The organism is Klebsiella sp. CN_Kp066, from assembly GCF_040065135.1.
Classification (GTDB): Bacteria; Pseudomonadota; Gammaproteobacteria; order Enterobacterales; family Enterobacteriaceae; genus Klebsiella; species Klebsiella oxytoca.
The window spans coordinates 71,847-91,540 of record NZ_JBEAIU010000052.1 but is presented as its reverse complement, the minus strand read 5'-3'; the positions used below and the strand labels follow the sequence as shown (position 1 = coordinate 91,540).

Here is a 19,694-nt window from a genome sequence, read left to right as displayed (position 1 = left end):
GGCTATTTTGCTTGTCATTTTGAACTCGGACAGTGCTCAGAATCCTCACGTACTACGTGTACGCTCCGGTTCTTGCGCGCTGGCCGAGCTCAAACTGCCCGCGCCAATGACGCCTGGTTATTCCAATTAATCGAACTTCATACGTGTGGCTTTCAGGTTAACAATCGCCAGGGCGCCTACCAGCAGGAAGATCAGCGTGGCGATAGCCGCCGCGAGGCCGAAGTCCTGCCCGCCGCCGCCTTCAAAGGCGATGCGATAGGTATAGCTCACCAAAAGGTCGGTGTAGCCCGCCGGCGTGGTGGTGCCGAGCCGGTCCGGCCCGCCGTTGGTCAACAGCTGAATCAGCACGAAATTGTTAAAGTTAAAGGCGAAGCTGGCGATCATCAGCGGCGTCAGCGGCTTGATCAGCAGCGGCAGCGTAATTTTGAAGAAGTTCTGGAACGGCGTGGCGCCATCCATTGCCGAGGCTTCATATAAATCGTCAGGAATCGCTTTCAGCAGGCCCATGCACAGGATCATCATGTACGGATAGCCCAGCCAGGTGTTGACGATGATAATCATGGTGCGCGCGGTAGTCGGGTCGCTAAACCAGGCCGGCTTGATGCCGAACAGCGCGCTGAGCATCATGTTGATCTCACCAAAGCTCTGGTTGAACAGCCCTTTGAAGATCAGAATTGAGATAAACGACGGTACGGCATAAGGCAGAATCAGCAGTACGCGATAAATCGCTTTGCCTTTCAGGGCTTCCCACTGGACGAGACAGGCGAGCACCATGCCGACCGCAACGGTGAGAATCACGGTCAGAACAGAGAAGACCACCGTCCAGACGAAAATCGCGAAGAACGGTTTCTGGATACCTTCATCCTGGAACACGCGGGTGAAGTTATCCCAGCCGATGGTCACGGTGTAGCCCGGGCTGAGCTTTTCGCTGCCCCAGCTGCCGTCGGCGTTAATCGCCTGATAGAAACCGACCTCGGCGTTCGGCCGATATTTCACGCCGCTCTGGTTGTTGGTCAGCGTACCGTCATTGGCCAGCGCGTACAGCGGCTGGGTGCCGGAGAACTGACGCAGGGAGCTCATAATGACTTTGCTCTCATCCGGCAGGACGGCGGTCAGCTGGTTCAGGGCGGTGCGGTTTTGCGTAATCACGCGCAGGGTGGCGCGTTCGCCTTCCGGCAGGGCATCAGCCTCTTTTAACGCCAGCTTCTGTTCGCCGCCGAATTTAAAAGCGTCGGAAAGATAGTTTTTGCCGCTCTCGCCATCGGTCAGCGCCAGCTTCCACTCATCTCCCGCCGGATAAAGCGCGAAGTTGTAGGATTTACCCGCCTGGAAGGAACGGTCCATCAGCACCTGTTGGGCGCGTTCAAAGGTAAGCTGGTTAGTACTGCTGTAGTTGGTGAAAGCGATAGCGATAGTGCAGATCAGCGGGAACAGGACGAACAGCCCCATCCCGGCGAGACCCGGGTAAACATAGCGCCAGGCATAGGCCTTGCGATTGGAAAAAATATACAGGCCAACCGAGCTTAAAATCAGCGTCATGATGGCAAACAGGTACTCCCCCTGGGCGTACATCAAAACAACAAGGTAACCCACCAGCAGGCACAGCAAGCCGATCACAGACCATGTGAGCTGCGGACTTTGCCACCAGTGTTTCTTTTTCACGACATCCATGGGGATCATCCTCTTTACACTTTATCCTTCGCGCTACCTCTTTGTTGGCTGCGGATACGCATCCCAGTCACTTACGGATGTAAGCGCCTGGGGATTTGCATCCTTGCCGCCTCGATGTAGCGCGAAAGATTTCGTGTAACAACGTATTCAACAAACCTTACTCCCTAAGGAATAAGGGAAACCGTATTACTTGGTGATACGAGCCTGCGCGTCTTTCAGGGCGGCATCGACGGTCTGGCGACCGCTAGCGGCGTTGATAACTGCGGTACGAACGGCATACCAGAAGGCGGACATCTGCGGGATGTTCGGCATGATTTCACCTTTCTGGGCGTTAGCCATGGTGGCGGCGATACGCGGATCTTTTTCCAGTTTTTCCTGGAAGGATTTCAGCGCAACCGCGCCCAGCGGTTTGTCCTTGTTAACTTCATCCAGACCCTGGTCGGTCATCAGATAGTTTTCGAGGAACTCTTTCGCCAGTTCTTTGTTCGGGCTGGCGGCGTTAATACCGGCGCTGAGTACGCCAACGAACGGCTTGGACGCATTACCTTTAAAGGTTGGCAGCAGGGTAACGCCGTAGTTAACCTTGCTCTTATCGATGTTAGACCACGCCCACGGACCGTTGATGGTCATCGCAGTTTCGCCTTTGTTGAAGGCCGCTTCCGCGATGGAGTAGTCGGTGTCGGCGTTCATATGTTTGTTCTTGATCAGGTCGACCAGGAAGGTCAGGCCCGCTTTCGCGCCAGCGCTATCTACGCCCACGTCTTTCACGTCGTACTTACCGTTTTCAAACTTGAACGCGTAACCGCCGTCGGCAGCAATCAGCGGCCAGGTGAAGTACGGTTCTTGCAGGTTGAACATCAGCGCGCTCTTACCTTTCGCTTTCAGTTCTTTATCCAGCGCCGGGATCTCTTCCCAGGTTTTCGGCGGGTTCGCTACCAGGTCTTTGTTATAGATCAGCGACAGCGCTTCGACGGCAACCGGGTAGGCAATCAGCTTGCCGTTGTAGCGAACCGCATCCCAGGTGAACGGATAGAGTTTGTCCTGGAAAGCTTTATCCGGGGTGATTTCCGCCAGCAGACCGGACTGTGCGTAGCCGCCGAAGCGGTCGTGAGCCCAGAAAATGATGTCAGGGCCGTCGCCGGTCGCGGCAACCTGCGGGAACTTCTCTTCCAGCTTGTCCGGATGTTCTACGGAGACTTTGATGCCGGTGTCTTTCTCAAACTTTTTACCCACTTCAGCGAGGCCATTGTAGCCTTTGTCGCCGTTAATCCAGATAACCAGCTTACCTTCTTCAATTTTTGCGAGGGCAGAGGCGGAAAACATCATCGTGGTCAATGCAGACAGCGCGAGGATGCGAGCGCCAGTTTTGATTTTCATATACCCGTCCTATTTGGTGATGTGCTCGTGGATACACTTGAGTGGCTTAACGATGATGAGTTTCCTTTTTTAACAACCTCTTTCCATCCTCCCCATGTCTACGCCCCATCCTCCGTTTGTGTGATCTCCATTGCAGAAATGCCGGTTATGAGTCCTGGCGCACATAAAAAGGCGGCCAATTTTGCAGGCGACATCACGAAATCGGCATCCGCCCGTCCCCCCCGGCGGCGAGACGTCATCTCTCATCCTCCCGCCTCCTCCCCCATAAAAAAGCCGGGGGGTGGAGGATTTACCCCACTTATGAATGCCGCATAGTCAGCCCATCTTGAATGTGTCGTTAAGTGACAGGTTGTAACGAAGGGAGAAGGGCATGGCGAGCGTACAGCTGCGAAATGTAACGAAAGCCTGGGGTGACGTGGTGGTATCGAAAGATATTAATCTCGAAATCCAGGATGGGGAGTTCGTCGTGTTTGTTGGGCCATCAGGCTGCGGCAAATCCACCCTGCTGCGTATGATTGCCGGGCTGGAAACGGTGACCAGCGGCGATCTGCTGATTGGCGATACCCGAATGAATGATGTTCCGCCCGCCGAGCGCGGTATCGGGATGGTGTTTCAATCTTATGCGCTTTACCCCCACCTTTCCGTCGCGGAAAACATGTCTTTCGGCCTTAAGCTGGCCGGCGCCAAAAAAGAACTGATCAACCAGCGCGTGACCCAGGTGGCGGAAGTTCTGCAGCTTGCCCATCTGCTGGAACGTAAACCGAAAGCGCTTTCTGGCGGCCAGCGCCAGCGCGTGGCGATTGGCCGTACCCTGGTGGCTGAACCGCGCGTTTTCCTGCTGGATGAACCGCTCTCAAACCTTGACGCCGCGCTGCGCGTACAGATGCGTATTGAAATATCCCGTCTGCATAAACGCCTTGGCCGTACGATGATTTACGTGACCCACGACCAGGTCGAAGCGATGACGCTGGCCGACAAGATTGTGGTGCTGGATGCCGGTCGCGTCGCGCAGGTCGGGAAGCCTCTCGAACTCTATCACTACCCGGCGGACCGTTTCGTCGCGGGCTTTATTGGCTCGCCGAAGATGAATTTCCTGCCGGTCAAAGTCACCGCTACCGCCATTGAGCAGGTGCAGGTGGAGCTGCCGAACCGCCAGCAGGTCTGGCTGCCGGTGGACAGCGCCCGCGTTCAGGTTGGCGCCAACATGTCTTTAGGTATCCGTCCGGAGCATCTGCTGCCCAGCGATATTGCCGACGTCACCCTCGAAGGTGAAGTCCAGGTGGTCGAACAGCTCGGCCACGAAACGCAAATTCATATTCAGATCCCATCCATCCGTCAGAACCTGGTTTACCGCCAGAACGACGTGGTGCTGGTAGAAGAGGGAGCCACATTCGCCATCGGTTTGCCGCCGGAGCGTTGCCATTTATTCCGTGAGGATGGCACCGCTTGTCGTCGGCTGCATAAAGAGCCGGGCGTGTAAGGCTTCCCATTAAAAAAAACGTGCACCCTGCAGCGTCGATAAACAGGCGCAACAACAGGCGAAGCGTTCAAAGAAAAGCAATGATCTCAGGAGATAGAATGATGATTACTCTGCGCAAACTTCCACTGGCGGTCGCCGTTGCGGCAGGCGTTATGTCTGCTCAGGCGCTGGCCGTTGATTTCCACGGCTATGCTCGTTCTGGTATCGGCTGGACCGGCAGCGGCGGTGAGCAACAGTGCTTCCAGGCAACCGGTGCTCAAAGCAAATACCGTCTTGGTAACGAATGTGAAACCTATGCGGAACTGAAACTGGGCCAGGAAGTCTGGAAAGAAGGTGATAAGAGCTTCTACTTCGATACTAACGTCGCCTACTCTGTGTCGCAGCAGAACGACTGGGAATCCACCAGTCCGGCATTCCGTGAAGCTAACGTGCAGGGTAAAAACCTGATCGAATGGTTGCCAGGTTCCACCATCTGGGCCGGTAAGCGCTTCTACCAGCGTCATGACGTTCATATGATCGACTTCTACTACTGGGATATTTCTGGTCCTGGTGCGGGTATTGAAAACATCGATCTGGGCTTCGGTAAACTCTCTCTGGCAGCAACGCGTTCTTCTGAATCAGGCGGCTCCGGTACCTTCGCCGATCGCGACCAGTTCGGTAATCGCGTTTACGACAATATCGTGCCGAACGATGTATTCGACGTGCGTTTAGCCGGTCTGGAAACTAACCCGGGCGGCACGCTGGAGCTGGGCGTTGACTACGGCCACACTAACATCCCTGATGATTATTCTCTGCAGCCGGGCGCTTCCAAAGATGGCTGGATGCTTACCGCTGAGCATACTCAGAGCATGCTGAAAGGCTTTAACAAATTTGTTCTGCAGTATGCAACTGACTCTATGACCTCCAGCGGTAAAGGTGTTCCGCAGGGTGGCAGCATTAATAACGATGGATCTATGTGGCGCGTGCTGGACCACGGTGCGATCTCTCTCGGCGATAGCTGGGATCTGATGTACGTCGGTATGTACCAGGATATCGACCGCGACAACAACAATGGTACCCAGTGGTGGACCGTCGGCGTTCGTCCAATGTACAAGTGGACGCCTATCATGAGCACCCTGATGGAAATCGGCTACGACAACGTCAAATCTCAACGCACCAGCGATCGTAACAGCCAGTATAAAGTGACCCTGGCCCAGCAGTGGCAGGCTGGTGACAGCATCTGGTCCCGTCCGGCAATCCGCGTATTCGCAACGTACGCCAAATGGGATGAGAAATGGGGCTATAACGATAGCGGCGTAGCGTATAACGACACCAGTGCTAAAACCTTTAGCCGTGGCGATAGCGACGAGTGGACCTTCGGTGCCCAGATGGAAATCTGGTGGTAATCGAGCCTGACCGTTCGTAACTAAAAGAGGGGCGCAAGCCCCTCTATCTTAGGCCCAGCGCGCTATTGCCTGGCTACCGCTCGGCCATCGGAATTGAGGTGATAACAATGAAAATGAAGAAAAGTCTCGTTGCCCTCTGCCTGTCCGTCGGCCTGATGGCCTGCGTACCCGCAGTCAGTTTTGCTGATGTTAATTTCGTGCCGCAGAACACCTCTGCCGCGCCGTCGATTCCGGCCTCCGCGTTGCAGCAGCTCACCTGGACGCCGGTCGATCAATCCAAAACGCAAACCACAAAGCTCGCCGTGGCCGGGCAGACGCTCAATGTCCCCGGAATCAGTGGTCCGGTCGCCGCATACAGCGTTCCGGCGAATATTGGCGAGCTCAATATTACGTTAACCAGCGAAGTGGAAAAACAAGCTGCGGTATATGCACCGAACGTGCTGATTCTTGATCAGAATATGACGCCATCTGCATTCTTCCCCAGCAGCTACTTTACTTATCTTGAACCGGGCGTGATGAGCTCAGATCGTCTGGAGGGCGTAATGCGCCTGACTCCGGCGCTGGGACAGCAGAAAATTTATGTGCTGGTCTTTACCACGCCGCAGGATTTACAGCAGACCACTAAATTAATCGATCCGGCGAAGGCATACGCCAAAGGCACCGGCAATGCGGTGCCGGATATTCCGGATCCCATCGCGAAACACGTCACGGACGGTACCATCAGCCTGAAGGTAAAAACCTCTACCGGCTCCAGCGTGCTGGTTGGCCCGCTGTTCGGTTCGTCTGGTCCGGGGCCTGTTACCGTCGGTAATACCGCTGCTCCTGCCTATAGCGCGCCGGTCGCCGCCCCGGCCCCGGCTCCAGCGGCGAAAACCGAACCGATGCTTGATGATACCGAAACCTACTTCAATAACGGCATTAAGCAGGCGGTTGCGAAAGGCGATATCGACAAGGCCCTGAAATTGATGAACGAAGCTGAACGTCTTGGCTCGAAATCTGCTCGTTCCACCTTTATCAGCAGTGTAAAAGGCAAGGGGTGACCGTCTCCCCACAATGCTGATGTTTAGGCACAGCCTTTAGGTGCGTCCGTCAGGGCGCACTTTTTTTTATCGCGCGGCAGCTTCTGTTGCAGGGCTGTTGCGCGGATGATCGTATATTGACGTTTGCCCGCCCCCGATGTCCCATTCTGCGATACAATACCTTTACGTTTTGTACCGGAGATTCAGGCATGCCACATCCTGCGCTTACGCAACTGCGTGCGCTGCGTTATTTTGCCGCAATGCCCCCGCTGGACGCGCATCTGCGCGACTGGCTATTGCTGGAAGACTCAATGACCAAACGCTTTGAGCAACAGGGGAAGCGAGTCAGCGTCATCATGGTTAACGAAGGTTTTGTTGGACGCGAAGCGCTGGCAGATGAAGCGCCTCTGTTACCCGTCGAATCCCGCTACTGGCTGCGGGAAATTATCCTTTGCGCTAATGGCGAACCCTGGCTTGCTGGCCGAACTATCGTGCCGGAGTCGACGCTGAGCGGCCCCGAACTGGCGCTGCAACAGCTGGGACAAACGCCGCTGGGCCGCTATCTCTTCACGTCATCGACGCTAACCCGCGATTTTATTGAAATTGGTCGTAATGCAGAGCTTTGGGGGCGTCGTTCCCGCCTCCGGTTGAGCGGCAAACCGCTGCTGCTGACGGAGCTGTTTTTGCCTGCATCGCCGTTGTATTGAGAGGAAAATGAAATGGAGTGGAGTCTGACGCAGAACAAGCTGTTGGCGTTTCACCGCCTGATGCGTACTGACAAACCGATCGGCGCGCTGCTGCTGCTGTGGCCGACGCTGTGGGCGCTGTGGGTGGCCACGCCGGGGATACCGCCGCTGTGGATCCTCGCCGTGTTTGTTGCCGGCGTCTGGTTAATGCGCGCCGCAGGCTGCGTGGTCAATGATTATGCCGATCGTAAATTTGACGGCCACGTTAAACGGACGGCCCGCCGTCCGCTGCCGAGCGGCGACGTCAGCGAAAAGGAGGCGCGAACGCTGTTTGTCGTGCTGGTGCTGCTTTCTTTCCTGCTGGTGCTGACCCTGAACACCATGACCATTCTGCTGTCGATAGCGGCGCTGGCGCTGGCATGGGTCTATCCATTTATGAAACGCTACACCCACTTGCCGCAGGTGGTGCTGGGCGCGGCATTTGGCTGGTCGATCCCGATGGCCTTTTCGGCGGTAAGCGAATCGCTGCCGCTCAGCTGCTGGCTGATGTTCCTCGCCAACATCCTGTGGGCGGTGGCCTACGATACCCAGTATGCGATGGTCGATCGTGATGATGACGTCAAAATCGGTATCAAATCGACGGCGATTCTGTTTGGCGACAACGATCGCTTAATCATCGGTATTTTACAGGTGGCGGTACTGGGTCTGATGGCGGCAGTAGGCTGGCTGAGCGGGCTGGGCTGGGAATATTACTGGTCGTTGTTTATTGCCGCGGCGCTGTTTGTCTGGCAGCAAAAGCTGATATTTAAACGCGAACGCGATAGCTGCTTTAAGGCATTTATGAATAATAACTACGTGGGGCTGGTACTGTTTCTCGGCCTGGCGATGGGGTATATGCAGTAAATGTGGCGGGGTTCCCCGGCTGGCGCCGTAAAAGCTTTAGCCGGGCTACTAAACCGCAGGGTCTGGTAGCCCGGCGCAAGCCGGGATATCGCTTTAAACGTTACGCTTCATCCTGGGTAACGCTTTCAATCGTCAAACGCACATCAGAAGTAATCAGATCCGCCAGCATACGGTAGATCTTCAACGTCTCTTCCGGCTCGGCATCTCCGGTATCGCTGATATAGCCTTCGTCGCGCAGGGTCAGTACCAGCGTGCTGAATACCGCCTTATCGAAGAACTCCGGCGCATTGATACCGTGCAGAACGGACAGGCGCTGCGCCACGGTACGGCTCTCTTTTTCCAGCGAACTGCGGTTGATTGACGGGTTGGCGCTCAGCAGCCAGAAGGTGATGGCGTAGCGCTGCAGCGTTTCGCGCGCGCCTGCGGCCAGCAGCTGCAGGGAACGGGCATGAGACGGATTGACGCTCACCTCATCGTCATTCACGGCGATAAGCCCCTGACGCTGCATCTCGGCAATCAGCGCATCGACGACGCCCGCCAGCTCCGCTTTTTCCCAGCGCAGGAACAACTCGGCCTTGAGGAACGGATAGAACATCTCGACGTGACGCAATATTTCGCTGCGGGTAATACGACGATGCTGAGTGACGATGGCGGCTAACAGTGACGGCATCACCAGCATATGGGCGATGTTGTTGCGGTAATAGGTCATCAGGACGGCCTGCTCGCGCGGCAGAATGATGATATCGCCGATCGTGTCTTTCTCGACTTCGAACTTGTTCATCTGCAGCGCGTGGTCGATAAGCTCGCTGGCAGACGCCGTAGGCGTGGTCGCGTCCGCAGAGTACGGCACGTTGCGCAGCAGGGCGAGGTAGCACTCCAGCTGTTCGGTAAGCTGCTCGCGGGTCAGGGAACGCTGACGCGATGCCAGCAGCGCCGTACAGCACAGGTTCATGGCGTTGGCCGCACCGGCATTGTTAATGCGTACCATCAGGTCTGAGGCGATGTTATTTACCGTCGGCGTCAGCCAGGAGGGGCGAACGGCTTCGATAGGATCGATCGACTCGCGCCAGTCCGGCACATGTTGATTCAGGTAGGCCATCAGCGGCAGCGGTTCGCCGAAGTTAACGTAGCCCTGGCCGAGATTACGCAGCTTGCTTAAGCCGCGCAGCATCTGCGGCAGGTTCTCTTTCTCTTTTGTCGCTCCGCGCAGCTCTTTAGCGTAGGTACCAACCTCCATCACGTGCTCGTAGCCGATGTAGATTGGCACCAGGGTGATGGGACGATTACCGCCGCGCAGCATCGCCTGAATGGTCATCGACAGGGTACCGGTTTTCGGATCCAGCAGGCGTCCGGTACGAGAGCGGCCGCCCTCAACGAAGTATTCGACGGAGTAGCCGCGGCTGAACAGCTCGCCGAGGTATTCGCGGAATACCGTCGAATAGAGCTTATTGCCTTTGAACGTACGGCGAATGAAGAAAGCGCCGCCGCGACGGAAAATCGGCCCGGCAGGCCAGAAGTTCAGGTTGATACCGGCGGCGATATGCGGCGGAACCAGGCCCTGATGATAAATCACGTACGAGAGCAGCAGATAATCCATATGGCTGCGGTGGCACGGGACATAAACGATCTCGTGGCCTTCGTGCGCCAGCTGGCGCACGCGCTCGGCGTTATGCACGTTAATGCCCTGATACAGACGGTTCCAGGTAAAGCCCAGCACGCGGTCTGTCAGGCGAATCATCTCGTAGGAGAAGTTCGCGGCGATCTCTTCCATCAGGGCGATAGCGTTTTGCTGCGCCTTTTCATGAGAAATTTTCTTGCTGCGCGCTTCGTCTTCTACCGCACGGGCAATGGCTTTCGACGCCAGCAGTTTATTGAACAGATCCTGGCGCGCAGGCAGGCGCGGACCGACCGCCGCCAGACGCTGACGGGCGAAGTGCATACGCGCCACGCGGGCCAGCTTCTGAGCGATAGTTTTATCGGTGCCGTGTTCGTCCGCCATTTTACGCAGCGAGACCGAAGGCGAGAAACGCACAAAGCTGTCGCGGCCCAGCCACAGAACGGCGAAGAATTTCTGAATGCCGTTGAGCATGCGCAGAGGCGGGTTAACCTCGCCTTTTTCACGCCCCGGCGCGCGACCGAACATCACCGAGACTGGCACCATTTGCACATCAAGATCGGGGTGATTACGGTGCAAATCCAGATAGTCGTGAAAGAGCTTGATAGACTCTTCTTTCGGCGTGTAATAGGTGAATACGCGCGGTCCGCCGTGGATAAATACGTAGCGCGGAAGCAGGGCGCCGTCGATCTCCAGCGGCTCCAGCGGGTCCGGTAACTCATGCTCCAGACATTGCGCGCGCAGCGTCAGCAGGTCCGCCTTCGAATTGTAGGGCAGGACGTACATAATGGGCCGCGAGGTATCCAGGCCTAACTCCTGAGCAGGTTGTGCCGGAATCGACTTGCTTTTTACCAGCGCCCTTAATGGTAAATTCAGTAATTTATAGTAAATTCGTTGCCAGCCAGACATAGACGATGTGAAGCCTCTGGTTAATCATGCAAATGCGCCGCAAGAATAACAGAAAGTGCGCAAAATTTCCGTTGTAACGCGGCAAACGCGTACACTCATTGACGTCATTTACATAAAAAGGTTTGTTTGATGGCCAATAATACCACTGGGTTAACCCGAATTATTAAAGCGGCAGGGTATTCCTGGAAAGGATTCCGGGCGGCATGGGTCAACGAGGCCGCATTTCGTCAGGAAGGCATCGCGGCCATCATTGCCGTGGTGATTGCCTGCTGGTTAGACGTCGATGCCATTACCCGGGTGCTGTTAATTGGCTCGGTCCTGATAGTGATGATAGTTGAAATTATCAACAGCGCGATTGAAGCGGTCGTGGACCGTATAGGCCCTGAGCATCATGAGCTTTCCGGGCGCGCGAAAGACATGGGCTCTGCGGCGGTTTTGCTGGCGATTGTCATCGCGCTGATCACCTGGGGAACCCTTTTATGGGCAAATTACCGCTAACTCCTGTCGTAGCGGCTCGCAAAACGAAAAGAAACTCCTGATTTTTGTGTGAAATGTGGTTCCAAAATCACCGTTAGCTGTATATACTCACAGCATAACTGTATATACACCCAGGGGGCGGAATGAAAGCGTTAACGACCAGGCAGCAAGAGGTGTTTGATCTCATTCGGGATCATATCAGCCAGACGGGCATGCCGCCGACGCGTGCGGAGATTGCTCAGCGCTTGGGGTTCCGTTCCCCAAACGCGGCGGAAGAGCACCTGAAAGCGCTGGCGCGTAAAGGCGCAATCGAAATCGTTTCCGGCGCCTCCCGCGGTATTCGTCTGCTGACGGAAGAAGAAACGGGCCTGCCGCTTATTGGCCGCGTAGCAGCAGGGGAACCGCTGCTGGCCCAGCAGCATATTGAAGGCCACTATCAGGTCGATCCGGCCATGTTTAAACCGAATGCCGATTTTCTGCTGCGCGTCAGTGGTATGTCGATGAAAGACATCGGCATTCTTGATGGCGACCTGCTGGCAGTCCATAAAACTCAGGATGTGCGTAACGGTCAGGTAGTTGTGGCGCGTATCGACGAAGAAGTGACCGTAAAGCGCCTGAAAAAGCAGGGTAACGTCGTCGAACTGCTGCCGGAAAATAGCGAATTTTCGCCAATCGTGGTGGATCTTCGTCAACAAAGTTTCACCATTGAAGGCCTGGCCGTCGGCGTTATTCGCAACGGCAACTGGCAGTAAACTCTTCCTCTCGCGGCATCATCTGATGCATGATGCTGCGTCGTTTTTCCTCTTTTTGGCACTCTCTCCATGTTTTTTAACGCCGCCGACAAAGCCCTGTGGCGCTTAGCGCTGCCCATGATCTTCTCCAATATCACCGTTCCGCTGCTCGGGCTGGTGGACACCGCCGTTATTGGTCATCTCGATAGCCCGGTTTATCTGGGGGGCGTGGCGGTTGGCGCAACGGCAACCAGCTTCCTCTTTATGCTGCTGTTGTTCCTGCGAATGAGTACCACTGGGCTGACGGCCCAGGCGTACGGCGCTAAAGATCCGCAGCGTCTGGCGCGTGCGCTGGTGCAGCCGCTGTGCCTGGCGCTGGCCGCCGGGGCGGCCATTGTGCTCTTGCGGATGCCGTTGATCGACCTGGCGCTGCACATCGTCGGCGGCAGCGAAGCCGTGCTCGAACAGGCCAGACGCTTCCTTGAGATCCGCTGGCTAAGCGCGCCGGCATCGCTGGCGAACCTGGTCCTGCTGGGCTGGCTGCTGGGCGTGCAGTACGCCAGAGCGCCGGTGATCCTGCTGGTGGTCGGCAATGTTCTTAACATTGTGCTCGATGTATGGCTGGTGATGGGCCTGCATATGAACGTGCAGGGGGCGGCGCTGGCAACGGTCACGGCAGAATACGCCACTTTCTTTATCGGCCTGCTGATGGCAAGGCGCGTGCTGGCGCTGCGCGGCGTTTCCCTGTTAATGCTAAAAAACGCCTGGCGCGGCGATATACGTCGCCTGCTGGCGCTGAATCGCGACATCATGCTGCGTTCGCTGCTGCTACAGCTCTGCTTCGGTGCGGTAACGGTATTTGGCGCTCGCCTCGGCGCCGATGTCGTCGCGGTCAATGCGGTTCTCATGACGATGCTGACCTTTACCGCCTACGCGCTGGACGGTTTTGCCTACGCCGTTGAGGCGCACTCCGGGCAGGCCTACGGCGCGCGCGACGATAGCCGGCTGCTGGCTGTCTGGCATGCGGCTTGCCGCCAGTCAGGGATAGTGGCGCTGGCGTTTGCGCTGATTTACGGACTTGCCGGCGAACAGATTATTGCGTTGCTGACCTCGCTGCCTTCCCTGCAGCAGCTGGCCGACCGCTATCTGGTCTGGCAGATGATTCTGCCGGTCATTGGCGTCTGGTGCTACCTGCTGGACGGCATGTTTATCGGTGCGACGCGCGGTGCGGAGATGCGTAACAGCATGGCGGTGGCGGCGGCGGGGTTTGCCCTGACGCTGTTGACGGTACCCACGCTCGGTAACCATGGACTGTGGCTGGCGCTGACGGTCTTTCTCGCTCTGCGCGGCGCTTCCCTGGCAGCGATCTGGCGGCGGCACTGGCGGCGCGGAACCTGGTTTTCGTAGTGCATTTAGTACATCTGATGGTTAAAGATTCCGAATAATAAATCTTACTCAGAATACTCATCTATAGTTAAGTCATGTCCGAAACACAGCGGGCTGTTCATTCACCGAACGATAACCGAACGATGAGGAATGCATGATGAATAAAGACGAAATCGGCGGTAACTGGAAACAGTTCAAAGGTAAAGCGAAAGAGAAATGGGGCAAGCTGACTGATGATGACATGACCGTCATTGAGGGTAAGCGTGACCAGCTGGTCGGTAAAATCCAGGAACGTTATGGATATGAAAAAGACCAGGCAGACAAAGAAGTGACCGATTGGGAAACCAAAAACGACTACCGCTGGTAGCGAAAACGTCGTGTTTTAACCCACTGTTATTGCCTGCACGATCGGTACATGGAGGTACTGCTACCCTTGATTCCCGCTGCGGCTAACGCCTCAGCGGGCTTTCTTTTTTATCTGGATGGTATGGTCGTGATGACAGTGGCCCGGCGTACTGCAGGATTCGACCTCGACGCAGGCAGCGCAGAGGCCGTGAGCTTCAATGACGTTGTGGCGCAGCGCGAATCCCATTCTTGCCGCCAGCGTATGCATTATATCTTCGACGCCTTCCGCGCACTCTTCTTTCACGCCGCCGCAGCGGTCGCAAATAAACATCGCTGAGCTGTGGGTTGGCTGATCGAAAAGGTGGCACAGCACGTAGCTATTGGTCGATTCCACCTTATGCGCGAACCCCTGCTCCAGTAAAAACTCCAGCGCCCGATAGACGGTCGGCGGTTTAGCCTGGGGCTCTTTTTCACGAAGGAGATCGAGCAGGTCGTAGGCGCTGATTGCCCCTTGCTGCAGGCTCATCAAACGCAATACTTCGAGGCGCTGCGGGGTCAGGCGAACGCCACGCTGCGCGCAGAGCTTTTCAGCATGCGCTAACATTTGTTGCGAAGTGGTCTTATCCATGAGCGTCCTCTGGTTGCGTGAATCTCAAACTGTTACTTTATCACGATACCGATGAAACGCCGAGACCCGGCGGACTATACCCGTCACACTTCGCGTCACATACGCTTTGGCAGCGTCAATTCGTCCCAGCCGTCACGCTCCTGGGGTCGCTCTGGCTTGCCCCCTTATGCTATACCTGATGCATCTCATTTTCGGGAGAAAACGATGAAACGACCTGATTGCATTCGACACTGGCGTGAACTGGAAGGGGCGGATGATTCCACCTACCCTGACAGTACCGAGCTTTTCTCCATCGGTGCGCCGCTGGCGCGCGGTCTGCGGCTCAATCGCCTGGGGATCCACCATGAGCGCCTGCCGCCCGGGCGCCGCACTTCTTATCCACATGCGGAAAGCGACGAAGAAGAGTTTATCTACGTGCTGGAAGGCTATCCGGAAGTGTGGATTAACGGCTACCTGTGGAAGCTGGAGCCGGGGGATAGCGTCGGTTTTCCTGCCGGAACCGGTATTTGCCACACGTTCCTCAATAACACCGAACAGGAGGTCCGCCTGTTAGTCGTTGGTGAGGCAAACAAGAAATTTAATCGTATCTACTATCCGCTTAACCCCGGCTATGCCGCTACGCGTCAGGATCGCTGGGTTGACCATCCGCCGCAGTTTTTCGGCCCTCACGACGGCAAGCCGCGGAAAAAATAGCGTTTATTGCGGGATGGAAAGGGGGCGCGCCGACGCTATGCGCCAGTGGTTTATCTTTGTGCTATAGTAGCGCCCCTTTTTACCCGGATGCTTATTTATTCGCCATGATGTCAGAATCAACGCCTACTGCTTTTGCTGCCCACCGTTTTTCCATCGCGCCCATGCTCGACTGGACCGACAGACACTGCCGTTATTTTCTGCGTCAGCTGTCGCGCCACACGCTGCTGTATACCGAAATGGTGACCACCGGTGCGATTATTCACGGTAAGGGCGACTATCTGGCCTACAGCGAAGAAGAGCATCCGGTCGCCCTGCAGCTCGGCGGCAGCGATCCGGCTGCGCTGGCGCACTGCGCAAAGCTGGCGCAGGCGCGCGGCTATGATGAAATTAACCTCAACGTCGGCTGTCCGTCCGATCGCGTACAGAACGGTATGTTTGGCGCCTGCCTGATGGGGAACGCGCAGCTGGTGGCTGACTGTATTAAAGCGATGCGCGACGTCGTGTCGATCCCGGTTACGGTAAAAACCCGTATCGGCATTGACGACCAGGACAGCTATGAGTTTCTGTGCGATTTTATCGAAACGGTATCCGGGAAAGGCGAATGCGAGATGTTCATCATCCACGCGCGTAAAGCCTGGCTTTCAGGCCTGAGCCCCAAAGAGAACCGCGAGATCCCGCCGCTGGACTATCCACGCGTTTACCAGCTTAAGCGCGATTTCCCGCATCTGACCATGGCGATCAACGGCGGTATTAAGTCGCTGGAAGAGGCAAAGGAGCATCTTGAGCATATGGACGGCGTGATGGTAGGCCGTGAGGCCTATCAGAATCCGGGTATTCTGGCCTCGGTGGATCGGGAGATTTTCGGCGTGGAAGGCGTCGATGCTGACCCGGTTTCCGTGGTCCGGGCGATGTATCCCTATATCGAACGCGAACTGAGTAACGGAACCTACCTGGGGCACGTAACGCGTCATATGCTGGGGCTCTTCCAGGGCATTCCCGGCGCGCGCCAGTGGCGTCGCTATCTGAGCGAAAATGCGCATAAAGCCGGGGCGGACATCAACGTACTGGAACAGGCGCTGAAACTGGTTGCCGACAAGCGTTAGTTTTTCGCTAAAATCTGGTCAAATTCACCACGCCTGGCACCTGACATGTCGGGCGTTTTTGTTTTTATTCAATAACTTATATTTGGCATGATTTTTGTAATATCCAGCAAGGTAGATTACATTTCTTTAGGGGAAAGACGATGCTGGAACTCTTATTTGTTATTGGCTTTTTTGTCATGCTGTTGGTCACCGGCGTTTCACTGCTGGGAATTATTGCCGCGATTGTGGTCGCGACCGCGCTGATGTTTGTCGGTGGTTTGTTTGCGTTAATGATTAAGCTGCTGCCCTGGCTGCTGCTGGCCGTAGTCGTGGTGTGGGTGATTCGGGCGATAAAATCGCCAACCGGGAACCGTTATCGCGGTAATAACCGCTGGCGTTACTAAGGTATTGAGCGGTATGTCACAACCTGAAGATTTTTGCATAAAACAGCGTAGGCTTTGCTTATTAAATCTGTCACTATTAGCGCGTTAACGAATTCATCGAGCTGTACCCTACATACAGCCGAACAAAAAAAGTAAGGGCTTCCCAGGGGGAAGCCCTAAACTTTTCTTCTTCTCCCGTCATACTTCAGGCTGCAGGGGCGTTGGTTGCTGAGTGACTCGTCTCATCCATGAGACTCGCCCTTACGGGCCGTCGCTTTGCGGCGTTCAAATTTGTTTCTGACAGATTTGTCATTCACCCCAGTCGCTTACTGTTGTCAGCTCCTGGGGATTCATTCACTTACCCTCTTCCTGTAGCCCGGCTCATTTAGGGAAAAGCCATAACTATGGCAACAGCAAACTCGAGCCCTGCGTCGCCCGGCTTTCCAGCACCTCATGCGCGCGGCGGGCATCGCTCAATGCATATTTCTGACTCTCCGCAACATCCACTTTTATCACCCCGCTGGCGATCAGCGAGAACAGCTCGTTGCTGGCCTCCGTCAGCTCTTCGCGCGTAGTGATATAGCCCTGCAGCGACGGGCGGGTAACGTACAGCGAACCTTTCTGGTTGAGAATGCCGAGATTCACGCCGGTCACCGGGCCCGAAGAGTTGCCGAAGCTCACCATCAGCCCCCGGCGCTGCAGGCAATCAAGAGACGCTTCCCAGGTATCTTTACCGACGGAATCATAAACCACCTGAACTTTCTTACCGTCGGTGATCGCTTTCAGGCGTTCGACGATATTCTCTTCGCGATAGTTAATGATCTGCCAGGCGCCGGCCTGTTTAGCGCGTTCGGCTTTTTGCGCGCTGCCGACGGTACCGATCAGCTTAGCGCCCAGCGCTTTGGCCCACTGACAGGCGATGAGCCCGACGCCGCCGGCCGCCGCGTGGAACAGGAACGGCTCGCCTGCTTTGATCTCATAGGTTTTACGCAGCAGGTAATAAACCGTGAGCCCTTTCAGGAACGACGCTGCCGCCTGCTCGAAAGAGATGGCGTCCGGTAAAATAGCGGCCTTATCGGCAGGTACATTATGCACGGAGCTATAGGCCCCCAGCGCCGATTGCGCGTAGACCACCCGGTCGCCGGCTTTAATATGCTTTACGCCGTTACCGACTTTGCTCACGACGCCAGCGGCTTCGGTGCCGAGGCTGCTCGGCAATGACGGCGGTGGATAGAGGCCGCTGCGGATATAGGTATCAATGTAGTTGATGCCGATGGCCTTGTTCTCTACCTGAATTTCGTGCTCTGCGGGATCTTTCGGCGTGAACTCCAACGCTTGCAGAACATCAGGCCCTCCGTGCTGGTGAAATTCAATTCGTGTTGCCATGCTTCCTCCAGAAATGTGGTAATCTTTCGACCCATTCACTATCTCGGTAACTCCATTCACTATGGCAGGAAATAAACCCTTCAACAAACCACAGACTGAACCCCGCGAGCGAGATTATCAGCTCGATGGGTTAAAGGTCCCGCCGCACTCGATTGAAGCGGAACAGTCGGTGTTGGGCGGTTTAATGCTGGATAACGAACGCTGGGACGACGTTGCCGAGCGCGTTGTTTCGGAAGATTTCTATACTCGCCCGCATCGCCATATTTTCACCGAAATGGCGCGCCTGCAGGAGTCGGGCAGCCCGATCGACCTGATTACGCTCGCCGAATCGCTGGAGCGTCAGGGGCAGCTGGACAGCGTCGGCGGATTCGCCTACCTGGCGGAATTATCGAAAAATACGCCAAGCGCGGCGAACATCAGCGCTTATGCCGATATCGTTCGCGAACGCGCGGTGGTACGCGAAATGATCTCGGTGGCGAATGAAATCGCCGAAGCCGGTTTCGATCCCCAGGGCCGCACCAGCGAAGATCTGCTCGACCTTGCCGAATCCCGGGTCTTTAAAATCGCCGAAAGCCGCGCGAATAAAGATGAAGGGCCGAAGAATATCGCCGACGTGCTCGACGCCACCGTGGCGCGAATTGAGCAGCTCTTCCAGCAGCCGCATGACGGCGTCACCGGGGTCAATACCGGCTATGACGATCTCAATAAAAAGACCGCCGGTCTTCAGCCGTCGGACCTGATTATTGTCGCCGCGCGTCCATCGATGGGTAAAACGACGTTTGCGATGAACCTCGTGGAAAACGCGGCGATGTTGCAGGATAAACCGGTGCTTATCTTCAGTCTGGAGATGCCCTCGGAGCAGATTATGATGCGTTCTCTGGCCTCGCTGTCGCGAGTTGACCAGACCCGTATTCGAACCGGTCAGCTGGATGATGAAGACTGGGCGCGCATTTCCGGCACCATGGGGATTCTGCTGGAAAAACGCAACATCTATATTGATGACTCCTCCGGCCTGACGCCGACGGAAGTGCGTTCACGCGCGCGGCGTATCGCCCGCGAGCACGGCGGCATCGGCCTGATTATGATCGACTACCTGCAGCTGATGCGCGTGCCGTCGCTCTCCGATAACCGTACGCTGGAAATCGCCGAAATTTCCCGCTCGCTCAAGGCGCTGGCGAAGGAGCTGCAGGTGCCGGTGGTGGCGCTGTCGCAGCTTAACCGCTCCCTGGAACAGCGTGCGGATAAGCGCCCGGTGAACTCCGACCTGCGTGAATCTGGCTCCATTGAGCAGGATGCCGACTTAATCATGTTTATCTACCGTGATGAGGTTTACCACGAAAACAGTGACTTAAAAGGCATCGCCGAAATTATTATTGGTAAACAGCGTAACGGTCCTATCGGGACGGTGCGCCTGACGTTTAACGGTCAGTGGTCGCGTTTTGATAATTATGCTGGGCCACAATACGACGACGAATAAATCTCCGTCATCCTTCATGCCGCAGATGCGTTGACTACGCCTGTTCACCCCGGTCACTTAG

General features: G+C 55.9%; 18 protein-coding genes. 13 read left to right on the top strand and 5 right to left on the bottom strand.

What is annotated here, in order from left to right; all coding sequences use genetic code 11:
• Positions 1-126: 126 nt before the first annotated feature.
• Together malF and malE are read right to left on the bottom strand one after the other, a co-directional pair.
• Entirely contained in the window at positions 127-1,671 is a 1,545-nt protein-coding gene (gene malF, locus ABLV75_RS20775) for a maltose ABC transporter permease MalF (RefSeq protein ID WP_004109570.1), read from the bottom strand.
• 186 nt (positions 1,672-1,857) lie between these two features.
• Positions 1,858-3,048 carry a maltose/maltodextrin ABC transporter substrate-binding protein MalE gene (gene malE / locus ABLV75_RS20770; RefSeq protein WP_004109568.1) on the bottom strand — a complete coding sequence of 397 codons (1,191 nt, stop codon included), beginning with the start codon at positions 3,046-3,048 and terminating at the stop codon, positions 1,858-1,860.
• A 370-nt stretch (positions 3,049-3,418) separates the two neighbouring features.
• Here malE and malK point away from each other — a divergent pair, with 370 nt between their 5' ends.
• The 5 genes from malK to ubiA all read left to right on the top strand — a co-directional run bounded on the left by malK (position 3,419) and on the right by ubiA (position 8,521).
• Entirely contained in the window at positions 3,419-4,528 is a 1,110-nt protein-coding gene (gene malK, locus ABLV75_RS20765; RefSeq protein WP_004097762.1) for a maltose/maltodextrin ABC transporter ATP-binding protein MalK, read from the top strand.
• A 98-nt stretch (positions 4,529-4,626) separates the two neighbouring features.
• Entirely contained in the window at positions 4,627-5,913 is a 1,287-nt protein-coding gene (locus tag ABLV75_RS20760) for a maltoporin (protein WP_004109566.1), read from the top strand.
• A 107-nt stretch (positions 5,914-6,020) separates the two neighbouring features.
• A complete protein-coding gene (gene malM, locus ABLV75_RS20755) occupies positions 6,021-6,953 on the top strand; it encodes a maltose operon protein MalM (RefSeq protein ID WP_004109563.1) in 933 nt (310 codons plus the stop codon).
• Between the two features lie 188 nt (positions 6,954-7,141).
• Positions 7,142-7,639, top strand: coding sequence for a chorismate lyase (gene ubiC / locus ABLV75_RS20750; protein WP_004109561.1), 498 nt, complete (start codon positions 7,142-7,144; stop codon positions 7,637-7,639).
• A gap of 12 nt (positions 7,640-7,651) precedes the next feature.
• Positions 7,652-8,521, top strand: a complete 870-nt coding sequence (ubiA, locus tag ABLV75_RS20745) for a 4-hydroxybenzoate octaprenyltransferase (RefSeq protein WP_004109559.1) — start codon at positions 7,652-7,654, stop codon at positions 8,519-8,521.
• A gap of 100 nt (positions 8,522-8,621) precedes the next feature.
• Here the strand turns inward: ubiA and plsB are convergent, their stop codons facing one another.
• Complete coding sequence (plsB, locus tag ABLV75_RS20740) at positions 8,622-11,045, bottom strand: glycerol-3-phosphate 1-O-acyltransferase PlsB (RefSeq protein WP_004109557.1); 2,424 nt, start codon at positions 11,043-11,045, stop codon at positions 8,622-8,624.
• 129 nt (positions 11,046-11,174) lie between these two features.
• Here plsB and ABLV75_RS20735 point away from each other — a divergent pair, with 129 nt between their 5' ends.
• From ABLV75_RS20735 to ABLV75_RS20720, 4 genes are all read left to right on the top strand, one after another.
• Positions 11,175-11,543, top strand: a complete 369-nt coding sequence (locus ABLV75_RS20735) for a diacylglycerol kinase (protein ID WP_004109553.1) — start codon at positions 11,175-11,177, stop codon at positions 11,541-11,543.
• A gap of 122 nt (positions 11,544-11,665) precedes the next feature.
• Positions 11,666-12,274 carry a transcriptional repressor LexA gene (lexA, locus tag ABLV75_RS20730; protein ID WP_004109543.1) on the top strand — a complete coding sequence of 203 codons (609 nt, stop codon included), beginning with the start codon at positions 11,666-11,668 and terminating at the stop codon, positions 12,272-12,274.
• 69 nt (positions 12,275-12,343) lie between these two features.
• The gene (gene dinF, locus ABLV75_RS20725; protein ID WP_004109540.1) at positions 12,344-13,660 is read left to right on the top strand and encodes an MATE family efflux transporter DinF; all 1,317 of its coding nucleotides are present in this window, start codon (positions 12,344-12,346) and stop codon (positions 13,658-13,660) included.
• A 136-nt stretch (positions 13,661-13,796) separates the two neighbouring features.
• Positions 13,797-14,006 (top strand): CsbD family protein, encoded by a 210-nt coding sequence (locus ABLV75_RS20720; protein ID WP_016808435.1) that lies wholly within the window; start codon positions 13,797-13,799, stop codon positions 14,004-14,006.
• A 90-nt stretch (positions 14,007-14,096) separates the two neighbouring features.
• Here ABLV75_RS20720 and zur read toward each other — a convergent pair whose 3' ends face one another.
• Complete coding sequence (zur, locus tag ABLV75_RS20715; RefSeq protein ID WP_004109534.1) at positions 14,097-14,612, bottom strand: zinc uptake transcriptional repressor Zur; 516 nt, start codon at positions 14,610-14,612, stop codon at positions 14,097-14,099.
• A 204-nt stretch (positions 14,613-14,816) separates the two neighbouring features.
• Here zur and ABLV75_RS20710 point away from each other — a divergent pair, with 204 nt between their 5' ends.
• From ABLV75_RS20710 to pspG, 3 genes are all read left to right on the top strand, one after another.
• Positions 14,817-15,305, top strand: a complete 489-nt coding sequence (locus ABLV75_RS20710; protein ID WP_004109530.1) for a cupin domain-containing protein — start codon at positions 14,817-14,819, stop codon at positions 15,303-15,305.
• Between the two features lie 104 nt (positions 15,306-15,409).
• On the top strand, positions 15,410-16,408 hold the full coding sequence (dusA, locus tag ABLV75_RS20705) for a tRNA dihydrouridine(20/20a) synthase DusA (RefSeq protein WP_016808434.1): 999 nt from the start codon (positions 15,410-15,412) through the stop codon (positions 16,406-16,408).
• Between the two features lie 140 nt (positions 16,409-16,548).
• Positions 16,549-16,791 carry an envelope stress response protein PspG gene (pspG, locus tag ABLV75_RS20700; protein WP_004109526.1) on the top strand — a complete coding sequence of 81 codons (243 nt, stop codon included), beginning with the start codon at positions 16,549-16,551 and terminating at the stop codon, positions 16,789-16,791.
• Positions 16,792-17,172: 381 nt separating this feature from the next.
• Here the strand turns inward: pspG and ABLV75_RS20695 are convergent, their stop codons facing one another.
• Positions 17,173-18,156 carry a quinone oxidoreductase gene (locus ABLV75_RS20695; RefSeq protein ID WP_004109524.1) on the bottom strand — a complete coding sequence of 328 codons (984 nt, stop codon included), beginning with the start codon at positions 18,154-18,156 and terminating at the stop codon, positions 17,173-17,175.
• A gap of 61 nt (positions 18,157-18,217) precedes the next feature.
• On the opposite strand from ABLV75_RS20695, the gene dnaB reads away from it, so the two are divergent.
• Positions 18,218-19,633 carry a replicative DNA helicase gene (gene dnaB / locus ABLV75_RS20690; RefSeq protein WP_004097788.1) on the top strand — a complete coding sequence of 472 codons (1,416 nt, stop codon included), beginning with the start codon at positions 18,218-18,220 and terminating at the stop codon, positions 19,631-19,633.
• Positions 19,634-19,694 lie beyond the last annotated feature (61 nt).